General features: G+C 45.5%; 11 protein-coding genes and 1 tRNA gene. 9 read left to right on the forward strand and 3 right to left on the reverse strand.

What is annotated here, in order from left to right; all coding sequences use genetic code 11:
- Nucleotides 1-79: 79 nt before the first annotated feature.
- Both WMO65_RS20765 and efp read left to right on the forward strand, forming a co-directional pair.
- Nucleotides 80-592: a YqeG family HAD IIIA-type phosphatase gene (locus tag WMO65_RS20765; RefSeq protein WP_033142645.1), complete on the forward strand. Its 513-nt coding sequence runs from the start codon at nucleotides 80-82 to the stop codon at nucleotides 590-592.
- A gap of 85 nt (nucleotides 593-677) precedes the next feature.
- On the forward strand, nucleotides 678-1,235 hold the full coding sequence (gene efp / locus WMO65_RS20770; protein WP_033142644.1) for an elongation factor P: 558 nt from the start codon (nucleotides 678-680) through the stop codon (nucleotides 1,233-1,235).
- Between the two features lie 60 nt (nucleotides 1,236-1,295).
- Here the strand turns inward: efp and WMO65_RS20775 are convergent, their stop codons facing one another.
- Nucleotides 1,296-1,988 (reverse strand): ImmA/IrrE family metallo-endopeptidase, encoded by a 693-nt coding sequence (locus WMO65_RS20775; protein WP_148393301.1) that lies wholly within the window; start codon nucleotides 1,986-1,988, stop codon nucleotides 1,296-1,298.
- A gap of 17 nt (nucleotides 1,989-2,005) precedes the next feature.
- Nucleotides 2,006-2,326 (reverse strand): helix-turn-helix domain-containing protein, encoded by a 321-nt coding sequence (locus WMO65_RS20780; RefSeq protein ID WP_033142643.1) that lies wholly within the window; start codon nucleotides 2,324-2,326, stop codon nucleotides 2,006-2,008.
- 541 nt (nucleotides 2,327-2,867) lie between these two features.
- Between WMO65_RS20780 and WMO65_RS20785 the strand changes: the two genes are divergently transcribed.
- The 4 genes from WMO65_RS20785 (at nucleotide 2,868) to WMO65_RS20800 (ending at nucleotide 5,492) form a co-directional block, all read left to right on the forward strand.
- Entirely contained in the window at nucleotides 2,868-3,101 is a 234-nt protein-coding gene (locus WMO65_RS20785; protein ID WP_146051714.1) for a hypothetical protein, read from the forward strand.
- Nucleotides 3,102-3,415: 314 nt separating this feature from the next.
- Entirely contained in the window at nucleotides 3,416-4,306 is an 891-nt protein-coding gene (locus WMO65_RS20790; protein ID WP_148393300.1) for a DUF5688 family protein, read from the forward strand.
- Between the two features lie 125 nt (nucleotides 4,307-4,431).
- A tRNA-Arg gene (locus tag WMO65_RS20795) sits at nucleotides 4,432-4,504 on the forward strand.
- Nucleotides 4,505-4,571: 67 nt separating this feature from the next.
- Nucleotides 4,572-5,492 carry an SH3 domain-containing protein gene (locus WMO65_RS20800; protein WP_349064646.1) on the forward strand — a complete coding sequence of 307 codons (921 nt, stop codon included), beginning with the start codon at nucleotides 4,572-4,574 and terminating at the stop codon, nucleotides 5,490-5,492.
- Nucleotides 5,493-5,543: 51 nt separating this feature from the next.
- On the opposite strand, the gene WMO65_RS20805 is transcribed toward WMO65_RS20800, so the two are convergent.
- On the reverse strand, nucleotides 5,544-7,172 hold the full coding sequence (locus WMO65_RS20805; RefSeq protein WP_187370655.1) for a polysaccharide deacetylase family protein: 1,629 nt from the start codon (nucleotides 7,170-7,172) through the stop codon (nucleotides 5,544-5,546).
- 229 nt (nucleotides 7,173-7,401) lie between these two features.
- Between WMO65_RS20805 and WMO65_RS20810 the strand changes: the two genes are divergently transcribed.
- The 3 genes from WMO65_RS20810 to cls are packed head-to-tail and all read left to right on the forward strand — an operon-like array spanning nucleotide 7,402 to nucleotide 11,673.
- The gene (locus WMO65_RS20810; RefSeq protein WP_148393298.1) at nucleotides 7,402-8,139 is read left to right on the forward strand and encodes a pseudouridine synthase; all 738 of its coding nucleotides are present in this window, start codon (nucleotides 7,402-7,404) and stop codon (nucleotides 8,137-8,139) included.
- 1 nt (nucleotide 8,140) lies between these two features.
- Nucleotides 8,141-10,096, forward strand: a complete 1,956-nt coding sequence (ligA, locus tag WMO65_RS20815) for an NAD-dependent DNA ligase LigA (RefSeq protein ID WP_148393297.1) — start codon at nucleotides 8,141-8,143, stop codon at nucleotides 10,094-10,096.
- A 17-nt stretch (nucleotides 10,097-10,113) separates the two neighbouring features.
- Nucleotides 10,114-11,673 carry a cardiolipin synthase gene (gene cls / locus WMO65_RS20820; RefSeq protein ID WP_330425165.1) on the forward strand — a complete coding sequence of 520 codons (1,560 nt, stop codon included), beginning with the start codon at nucleotides 10,114-10,116 and terminating at the stop codon, nucleotides 11,671-11,673.
- Nucleotides 11,674-11,792: the final 119 nt, after the last annotated feature.

Here is an 11,792-nt window from a genome sequence, read left to right on the forward strand (position 1 = left end):
CAAGAATTTTTGGATGCGCGGCAGGGTATAATAAGCCATGCCGCGTTTTATTTTGCTTACAGATGGGAGAGAATCGACAATGTTTCGCACTTTTTTTCCGGATGAATATCTGGATTCCACATATGTCATAGACTTTGAAAAATTATATGCGCAGGGATACAGAGGTCTGATCTTCGACATTGACAATACCCTGGTGCCTCACGGGGAGCCTGCAGATGAACGGGCAAAGGCGCTTTTTGTACGGCTTAAAGAGATTGGATTTCAGTGCTGCCTGCTGTCAAATAACCAGTATGAAAGAGTTTCTTCTTTTAACAGGGATGTACAGGTACATTTTATTGAGAATGCGCATAAGCCATCCCGGAAGAATTACAGAAGGGCTATGGAGCTGATGGGAACAGATCTGCAGACCACGGTGTTTATCGGTGACCAGCTTTTTACGGATGTGTACGGTGCAAAGAGAACAGGGATGCACAATATTCTTGTGAAACCGATTCATCCCAAAGAGGAGATTCAGATAGTTTTAAAGCGGAAATTGGAAAAAATCGTCCTTTATTTTTACAGGAAAGACCAAAGAAAGCGAAAAAACAGTTGAAAAATCGGATGAGGTATTATACAATGGAGTACAGTGGAAAAAGAGATGCTTTTCCAATGGAAGAATTTAAGGAGGAATATTCATTATGATATCAGCAGGAGATTTTAAAAATGGTCTCACTCTGGAAATTGATGGCAATGTAGTGCAGATTATGGAATTCCAGCACGTAAAACCTGGAAAGGGTGCTGCTTTCGTAAGAACAAAATTAAAAAATGTTATCAACGGCGGAGTTGTAGAGAAGACATTCAGACCTACTGAGAAATTCCCGCAGGCACGTATTGACCGTGTGGACATGCAGTATTTATACAATGATGGTGATTTATATTACTTTATGAACAATGAGACATATGACCAGATTGCCATTGACAATCAGACTGTAGGCGATGCTCTGAAGTTCGTAAAAGAGAACGAGACGGTAAAGGTATGTTCCTACAACGGAAATGTTTTCGCTATCGAAGCTCCGTTATTCGTAGAACTGGATATCACCGATACAGAACCTGGATTCAAAGGAGATACTGCTCAGGGAGCTACCAAACCGGCTACTGTTGAGACTGGCGCAGTTGTGTATGTTCCTTTATTTGTAGACCAGGGTGATAAGATCAAGATTGATACAAGAACAGGAGAATACCTGTCCAGAGTATAATGCTTCTGGTAAAAGAAAAGCCTGGAAACCTGGATTTCCAGGCTTTTATCATGTCTGAAATTATTCTGTCAAACTGTTTTGAAATTCATACAGCCGGCAGTCCTCTCCCTGTACCAGATAGTCATCCAAATGATTCTCCTGCAGAAAGGAGAGCTTCTGCTCGTACTGCTTCATCTGCTGCTTTTGTCTGCGCTGCTGCCTGCGCAGACGGCGGAGGAAACTCCGGTGGAAGTCGTTAAGCGGAAATAACCAGTCATCCAGCTCCCGGTCTGCTTTTAACGTGCATCTCTGCTCCCAGGTGTTATATTCCTGTACCGCTTTGTTGGAGGCCGCATAGGAAAGCCCGAACCGCAGGTGGATGTCCTCTGCATTTTTGCAGCCATAATGGCGAATCGCAACCCGGGGAGCCAGTATATTACCGGAAAAACAGTCTGCAATTTCCTCGTTTTCCGGATCTTCGCCGGTGTGTTCAAAGACACAGTGTGCCAGTTCGTGCATGAGAGAGAAACGTATACGGCCCAAAACCGCTTTTTCATTGTAAGCGATGATGCGGTTTCTCTGGTCACAGAAAGCGTCGTTCGAGGCAGTGACGCAGAGTGTGTAGATCTCAGGATTTAATTCTTTCAATCTTGAATATGTAATCGTCCTGAATTCATAATGCCTCAGGATATCAAGGCAGGGAATGGGGAAATCTTTAATGCCGCACTCCCTGTAGACTTTCAGAATCATATCTGCTATATAAATATACTCCAAAATAAATCGCTCCGAAATTACTCATCTATTTCGGACAACAGTTGTATCAGGCGAAGTTTCTGTTCTTTTGACATTTTTTTTCCGTTTCTGGCTATGAGAAGCTCCACGTCGTCGTATGTGGGGACGGGTTTCTCCGGCTCTCTGCTCACATCATCAAAATCATCCAGGGTAAGTCCAAGAACCCGGGCGATGGCTTTCAGGGTTTCCAGTTTAGGATCTCTGGTCACGCCGCTTAATATTTTGTCAAGCGTTCCTTTCGGAACACCGGATTTCTCAGAAAGCTCTGCAGTAGTCATTCCCAGCCTCTTTTTGTATTCTTCGATTTTTTCAAGACCCATTTCAGTATCCTCCTGTTACTGAAAGTTTACAGCCGCCAGCGGAAAAAATCAACAAAAATCAACTTGAGAATAGATAATAAATACTACTTGACGGAAAAAAATGGAAGAAAAATAGTTGACTATAGTAATTAACGGTGATATTATATAAAAGTAATAACCGTTAACGGAAATAAATGCCAAATACAAACGTATGTTCGATAAAATGAGTATATTTTATTATCTCAGCAATGTCAATAAGGATTGGAGGAAGAATATAAAAATACTGCATAAACCGTTACATATTACAGGCTATAGTTCCGGGAGATGTTTTCTAAAGATGGATGTTGCGCGATGCGAAGTAAGATTCCCGCCAGCAGGCATCAAAAAGCTATTTATAGTGCATCGCGAAGCGCGTTACTGGTCACAAAGTGGACAAAAGCCATAAGCTTTATAAAAGGAGGGACGGATACACGGTCCGGCAGTATGGGTAAAACAGGAAAAGATTTTTGAAACTACACAGATACGGCAAAGAATTTGAGAAGGAATAGGAGAGATGACGGTTTTGGAATATTTAAAAAATATTGGTGTGGATAAGCAGCAAATGGGCATTAAGATCCATGATCTGCCAAACTACATAGAACACCCTGTATGGGACAGCAGAACGGAACAGTGGCTAATCATCAAATCTGTGGTATACGAGCGCGATACCGCGAAAGTTTACGCCACAGACGGAAGTTGCCGTGAAGTACCGGTAGGGATGGAGGATACCTGGCTTTGGAGGACAGAGGGGCAGTGACAGCCCCTGCCTCCGGGTTTAAAAGAATGAGAGATTCAAAAAAGAAATATTATCATAAAATGTACTTGAAATATCCCTTGCATTCCTGTATAATAATATTTACATTTTTACAATGTATAGCAGTCAAATATCTATCAGCATTCTTGCACATTCGTGCAGTGTTTTCCAATTACAGCAAAAAGAATATTTACGGACTGTCAATGGAAACCGTATGTCCATTTGCAGCCCTTAAATATAGGACAGTATTTTTACTGTCTGAGATCCTATACGGCAAAATTCCGGTAGGCAGTAAAAAAAGAAAGAGAGGTTCACAGATGGACTACAACACATTTACACAGGAGATACTCAGCAGCCTGAAAAAAGAAGCGGGGGAACAGAGGGTCACACTTCACAAGATTGAGAAAAACAACGGGAAGATTCTGGATGCTGTCACGATTATGGAGAGCGGTGCCCATATTGCGCCTACCATATATCTGGCTGATTTCTATGATTTCTTCAGACATGGAATGTCTCTGGAAGAAGTGACGCTTAAGATCCTGGAGCTCAACGCAGAAAGGCAGGTGGAGGAGGAAGAGTTTCAAAATGCCGGGTTTGAAGATTACAAAAGAGCCAGAAGCCATATCTGCTACAAACTGATCAATTTTGAGATGAACCGAAAACTTTTGAACAATGTCCCTTATATTCCGTATCTTGACCTGGCTGTGGTGTTTTATTACCGGTTGGATGAGGAGATTTTAAACGGAGCAAATTTTCTGGTACATAACTGTCATCTGGAAACCTGGGGGGTCAAGCTGAAGGAAATATATGAGGATGCACATAAAAATACCAGCCGCAGACTGCCCTTTACGTTTCAGGGGATGGAGGAGCTGATCCGGGAGATGTCCGGGGAGGATGATTTTCTGTCCCTTGGTTTTCAGAAGCGGGAGCCGATGTATATCCTTACCAATGAAGAAAAGTATTTCGGCGCCGCGGTGCTTTTGTATCCCCATGTACTTTCCCATATCAGCAGACTTCTGCACTGCAATTACTTTGTGCTGCCCAGCAGCATTCATGAATGTATTCTTGTGCCCGATTCCGGGCAGTTTTCCAAAAAGGAGCTGGAGACTATGGTCAGAGAGGTCAATGAGACCCAGGTGGTGGACGAGGAGGTTCTGTCCCATAATGTATACTATTATGACAGGAAAAAGGATGCACTAATCCTGTAAAAGTGGGGGATAGCCGCCGAAATCTGCCGGTTTTCGGCGGCGCATGCCCAAATTTCTGCGTAAGGCTTTACAATTTCAAAAATATGTGGTAATATACTAAGGATGTCATTTCTAGGAAGACATATGCACTCGTAGCTCAGGGGATAGAGCAGTGGTTTCCGGTACCACGTGTCGGGGGTTCGAATCCCTCCGGGTGTGTTTGGTGCTTTGGGGAAAAGCATTGGAATAAGGGAATGAAGGGTAACAGTCTTGAAGGAGGACAAGGATGTTAGACAATTTCAGAGAATGGCTTTCAGACAATCTGAGGTATATTCTTCTGGGTCTGGCTATTTTGGTCGTTCTGGTGGTTCTGTTTTTCGGCATTAGAGCCCTGACGGGCGGTTCTTCAAAAGAAGAAAAGAAGCCGGACGCACAGACAGAGCAGCAGAAAGGGTCTGACGATACCAAGAAGTCGAAAGATTCTGATGCTGATGCAAAAGCACAGGACGAGAAAAAAGAGGATGAAAACTCTTTGGAAAAAAATGCATACCCTGAAGTAAATTCTTTGATTGATGTATTTTATACAGCCTGGGGAGAGAAAAATGTTGACCGTATGAAAGAACTTGCGGACAGCTTTGATGCCACAGACGAAGCAAAAGTATTAAATGCCACTTATATTGAAAGTTACAGCAATATCAATGTATATACGAAAAAAGGTCTCACAGATGACAGCTATGTAGTATTTGTTTCCTATGACCTGAAGTTTACCGATGTAAATACACCGGCTCCGGGGCTGGCACAGCTTTATGTGGTAAAAAAGGATGACAAATACATGATTCATAATGACAAGAATGATACGGAGGTCAATGAATACATTGACAAGACCAATCAGGATGAGGATGTCAAGAAGCTGATCAGTGAGGTGGAAACCAACCTGAACAAGGCGATGGAGTCAGATGCTGATTTGAAAGCTTTTGAAGAACAGCTTGGACAGGAAACCAGTATGGCTTCTATGGCGGACAACGGTTCTGAACTGACAACTCAGGATGTCTGTAATATGCGTTCCGAGGCAGGAACAGACGGAGATATTCTCCAGGAGCTGCAGGCCGGAACAAAAGTGACCAAGGTTGACAATGCAGACGGTAATTGGATCAAAGTAGAATACAATGGACAGACCGGATACATTTTCGGAGATTTGTTACAGTAAAATAAAACTGGTGTACAGTGAAATTCATCACTGTACACCAGTTTTTTCAGTTTATCTGATAGCGCCGTATGCAATGCCGTCTCCAAGGGATATTCCTTTGGCGGCTGCCAGTTCACTGACAGTTACCATCTGGAAGCCTTTGGCTTTCAGCACCGGTACGATCATATCCACCGCGTCTGCCGTAGGGCCGTGAATATCATGCATAAGAATCACATCTCCGTCCTTGGCGGCCATGACTGCGTCATAAGTGCTCTGTGCATTTCGAGTTTCCCAGTCCAGCGTATCTACAGACCAAAGAATCATAGGAAGCCCTACATTGGCCTTAGTAGTAGAGTTATAAGCGCCGTAAGGCGGGCGTACTAAGGTAGCTCCGTGTCCTACGATCGCCGCAATTTTGCTGTTGGTGGATTCCACCTCATTCTGTACGCCGGAGGCATCCAGGGAATCCAGGCTTGTGTGGTCATAAGTGTGGTTGGCCAGTTCGCATCCCATACTGTCCATTTTTCTGACTGCGTCCGGATAACTGGGGACATTTTGGCCGAGCATGAAGAACGTTGCTTTTGCTCCGTTTGCCTGCAGTGTGTCCAGAATCCGATCCGTGTATTTTCCGGGACCGTCGTCAAAAGTCAGGGCAACCATAGGGCCGGAACCCGCAGCGGCAGTCTTTGCCGCTGCTTTGCTGTCCCAGACACCATTGTCTTTCAGGAAATAAGCCTTGCCGTCAACCGTAATCCATCCGGTAGCCATACTGCCGTCTTTGTTCAGATAGTACCAGTCTTTTCCAATCTGGAGCCATCCGGTCTTGGCAGTACCGTCACTCTTCAGGTAGTACCATTTTCCGTCATCTTTGATCCAGCCTTTTCCTGCCAGAGTACCGTCATCTTTCAGATAATACCTCTTGCCGTCCACAGTTACCCATCCGGTCTGAGGCTTGCCGTCATCACCCAGGTAATACTTTTTGCCGTCTTTTTCTTCCCAGGAGTTGGTGACCATTTTGCCCTCGCTGTCCAGTAAGAAATTCGTGCCGTCAGAGGTGATCCAGCCAATCATCATGGCGCCGTCCTCATCACGGAAGTAATACCAGGAATCCTCGATTTCCTTCCACCCGGTACTTATGGTTCCGCTGCTGTCCAGATAATAGCGGTTGCCGTCACGCTCCACCCATCCGGAGGCCATGGAACCGTCATCCTGCAGATAATAGCTCTTACCATCCACGTCTATCCATCCGGTAGCCATGGTTCCGTCATCCTTCAGATAGTACCACTTTTCGTCATTTTTGACCCAGCCCGTTGTGGGAACTCCGCTTTCATCCAAATAATACCAGGATTCACCTTCCGGCTGTACCCAGCCGGATGCGGGAGTGCCGTTTTCCTTCAGGTAATACCGCTTACCCTTATCGGTAACCCATCCGGTTTTTACATACCCTTCATCATCGAAATAGTAGCGGGTTCCGCCCACTTCACGCCAGGTGTTCTTGATAACAACACCGTCGTGGTAGACGAATTTCCTGCCGGAGTCATTATAGACCCAGTGGTCTTCCTTCATGGCTTCCTTCTTGTTGCTGTAGGTATCCATGCTGGTCTTGACCGCAGAAAAAATATACTTAGGCACAAAAATCAGCACGGCACCCAGAATACAGGTCAGCAGAAGGATGCCCGCGGTTTTCTTTTTGTTTTTCATTACATTAACCCCTTTGTAATTGATATGTCCGGTCATATCTGACCGGGCACATTCATAAGTACACGTTATCATTATACTATCGCAGTGGAAGGATTGGCAAGGCGCAAACCGAAAAAATGTCGAAATAACTGCTTAAGATATCTTAAAGGCATGGGAAAGCGAGCGCTTTACTTGCGGGCAGAACTTGTGATATACTCTTTATCATAATACGTAAAGGAGCGCACAAAACATGCGTTTAAATAAATATCTGAGTGACGCCGGCGTCTGTTCCAGGCGGGAAGCGGACCGTCTTGTGCAGGACGGTAAAGTTACGGTGGACGGGAAAACGGCTGTTCTCGGCATGCAGATCGAGGAGGGACAGGAGATTTGGGTGAACGGAAAAGAGGTTCGCCGTGAAGAAAAAAAGGTCCTTCTTCTCTTTCACAAGCCAAGAGGAATTGAATGTACAGCCAATCCAAAAGTAAAAAATAATGTAATCTCTTATATAGATTACCCAATTCGGATATATTATATAGGCAGGCTTGATAAAGATTCAGAAGGACTTCTGCTTCTGACGAACCAGGGTGAACTGGTCAATAAAATGATGCGGGCCGGCAATTGTCATGAGAAAGAGTATCTGGTGACTGTGGATAAGCCTGTGACAGATGATTTCATCAGAAAAATGTCATGCGGTGTCCCGATTTTGGGAACGGTGACGAGAAAATGCTATGTGGAAAAGACAGGTGAAAAGTCATTCCGCATTATACTGACCCAGGGTTTGAATCGTCAGATCCGGCGGATGTGTGAATATCTGGGATATAGAGTAAAACGTCTGAAACGGGTTCGCGTCATGAACCTGGAGCTGGGCAGCCTGCCGGCAGGACAGTACCGGGAGGCTACAAAAAAGGAACTGGAGGAGCTGAAAAGTCTCATCCGGGATTCTTCGGAGACAACTGTCATAAGGAAAAATGAACGGAGGAAAAGGTAACATGGACAAGACAGCGAGGATGAAAGAACTGATTCCTCTTCTAAATGAGGCGGCTAAGGCATATTACCAGGAGGACAGGGAGATTATGAGTAATTTCGATTACGATAAGCTCTATGATGAACTGGTTTTGCTGGAGCGTGAGACGGGGATCACTCTGACAGGAAGCCCAACGGCCATGGTGGGATATGAAGCATTGGATGAACTGCAGAAGGAAGCCCATGAAAGTCCCATGCTCTCCCTGGACAAGACAAAGGATGTGGAAACCCTGCGGGAGTTTATCGGGGACCAGAAGACTCTGCTCTCCTGGAAACTGGACGGACTTACCATCGTACTTACTTACCGGGACGGCAGTCTTTCAAAGGCAGTTACCAGGGGAAACGGTGTGGTGGGTGAAGTTATCACCAACAACGCCATGGTTTTCAAGAACATTCCCCTTCAAATCGCCCACAAAGGTGAGCTGATCCTTCGCGGGGAGGCCATTATCACCTATTCTGACTTTGAAAAGATCAACGAACAGATCGAGGATGTGGATGCCCGTTACAAAAATCCCAGGAACCTTTGCAGCGGTTCCGTGCGCCAGCTCAACAACGAGATCACAGCAAAACGGAATGTGCAGTTTTACGCATTCTCCCTGGTCCGGGCAGAGGGCGTGGATTTTGAGAACTCCAGGCAGAAACAATTTGAATGGCTGGCAGGCCAGGGATTTGATGTGGTGGAATACAGGATGGTGACAGCGGATACCCTGGATGATGCCATTGCCTATTTTTCAGACAAGATCACCCGCAATGATTTTCCCTCAGACGGTCTGGTAGCCCTCTATGACGATATCGCTTACGGTGATTCTCTGGGCAGCACTGCAAAATTTCCCAGGAATGCATTTGCCTTCAAATGGAAGGATGAGATCCGGGAGACTACTTTGAAAGAAATAGAGTGGAGCCCGTCAAGGACCGGACTGATCAATCCTGTGGCAGTCTTTGAGCCGGTGGAACTGGAAGGAACTACCGTGAGCAGAGCCAGTGTGCATAATATCAGTATCTTAAAAGAGCTGGAGCTGGGAATCGGAGATAAGATTCAGGTTTATAAAGCCAATATGATCATTCCCCAGATTGCGGAGAATCTCACAAGGAGCGGAGATCTGGAGATTCCCCATGTCTGTCCCGTCTGCGGGCAGGAAGCCAGGGTGGTCAAAACCAATGGTGTGGAATCCCTGTACTGCATGAACACAGAATGTCAGGCAAAGAGAATAAAATCTTTCACCCTGTTTGTCAGCAGGGATGCCATGAATATAGACGGCCTGTCAGAGGCAACCCTGGAAAAATTCATATTAAAAGGGTTTATCAAGGACTTCGGCGATATTTTTGAGATCGAGAAGTACAGAGATGAGATTGTTTCCATGGAAGGGTTTGGACAGAAATCCTATGACAATTTGATCGCCAGCATAGAAAAGGCGTCCCACACCACCCTTCCGAGACTCCTATACAGCTTGGGAATCTCCAATGTGGGGATTGCCAATGCGAAGATGATCTGCAAAGAGTTCCGCTATGACCTGGGGAAGATCATACATGCCACACCGGAGGAGATCAGCAGCATTGAGGGAATCGGACCGGTGATCGCGGGAACCTTTACGGAATATTTTGCGGATGAGGACAATATGAAAAGGCTGGAGCACCTGCTGTCCCACCTGACCTTTGAGGAGGTAAAGACAGAGAGCACCCAGAGCCTGGAGGGAAAACAGTTTGTTATCACCGGAAGCGTGGAGCATTTTGCAAACAGATCGCAGTTAAAAGAATATATAGAGGAAAGAGGCGGAAAGGTTACGGGAAGTGTAACTTCCAAGACCGATTACCTGATCAACAATGATACCACATCCTCCTCCTCTAAGAATAAGAAGGCCAAGGATTTGGGGATCCCCATTTTATCAGAGGAGGATTTCCTGAAGCTTTCAGGGGAAGGATGACAGAAAGAAGGTAGGAAATGCAGTCCGAAGAGATGAAGAAGAAAGGGCTGAAGGGCGTTAAGACTATTATTTTCGGCAGGACCCTGATTGTGGTCTTTGCCTTCCTGGTCCAGTTTGCCCTGATCATCGCCAGTTTTATCTGGCTGAGGGATTACAGCTTTTATATTTATGCCGGATTTGTAGTTTTGGGAGTTCTGGTACTGCTGCATCTGTTCAACAGCAGAGGAAATCCGGATTTTAAGCTGGTCTGGATGATTCCGGTGACGGTGGTACCCGTATTCGGAGCGCTGTTTTATCTCTATATCAACAGCCAGCCGGGAACCAGGATGATCTACCAGAGACTTCAGTATCTGGGAAAATTCACAAAACAGTATGTGACCCAGAAGGAAAAAGTGAAAAAAGATCTGGAACAGAAAAGCCCCCAGATGGGGCATCTGGCCTCTTATCTGATGGAGTACGGCACCTGTCCGGTCTATGAGCATACCCTTGTGACTTATTTTCCGCTGGGTGATGAGCAGTTTCCGGCCATGTTAAAGGAATTGGAGAAGGCCGAGAAATTTATCTTTATGGAATATTTCATCCTGGAAGAGGGGTATATGTGGAATACGGTGCTGGAACTTTTGAAAAAGAAGGTCAGAGAAGGAGTAGAAGTCAGGGTCATGTATGACGGAATGTGTGTGCTGGCGCTGCTCCCCTCCTTTTATCCGAAAATCTTGGAGAAAGAGGGAATCCAGTGCAAAATGTTTGCCCCCATCAAACCGTTTTTCTCACCCCATTACAATAACAGGGACCACAGAAAGATACTTGTGATTGACGGCAGGGTGGCGTTTACCGGAGGAACGAACCTGGCAGATGAGTATATTAATAAGAAGGAACGTTTTGGCCACTGGAAGGACACGGCAGTCATGCTGAAGGGCGAGGCAGTGGAACGCTTTACCTTCATGTTTCTGGAAATGTGGGGTGTGTCAGAGCGTGGAGATCTGGAATATGAGCCATACCGGACGCCAAAGGATATGCAGATGCCAAATGACGGATATGTGATTCCCTATGATGTGATGCCTTATGGATATGAGCGCACAGGGAAACAGGTATATCTGGATATATTAAATACCGCACAGCGTTATGTACATATTATGACGCCGTATTTGATTCTGGATCATGAGATGATCATGGCACTGACTTATGCGGCAAAGCGCGGTGTGGAGATCTGCATCATCATGCCGCATATTCCGGATAAAAAGACTGCCTTTGCCCTTGCGAAGACGTACTACAATGAATTGCTGGAGGCAGGTGTGGAAATCTATGAGTATACACCCGGATTTGTCCATGCGAAAGTATTTACCTCAGATGATGAAAAGGCCATTGTAGGTACTGTGAATATGGATTACAGGAGTTTTTACCATCATTTTGAAGATGGGGTACTCTTTTACCGGAATTCCCAGATTTCCCATGTGGAGCGGGATTTCCAGGCTACGAAAAAGAAATGTGTGAAAATATCAGTGGCAGATTACAAGCGGCTCAGCATTTTTAACAGAATCATGGGTAAAGTGCTCCGTATATTTGCGCCGCTGATGTAAAAATAAAGCAGCGGTTCGGTCTTCCAAATAGCTGCAATAACAGTAACTGTTCAGTCAGGTCTGCGCATTTACTGCGCTGACCGTGCAAAAGAGTAGTGGCGGCAGGTATTCGCCCCATC

It is taken from the genome of Blautia caccae (assembly GCF_040095955.1).
Lineage (GTDB): Bacteria > Bacillota > Clostridia > Lachnospirales > Lachnospiraceae > Blautia > Blautia celeris.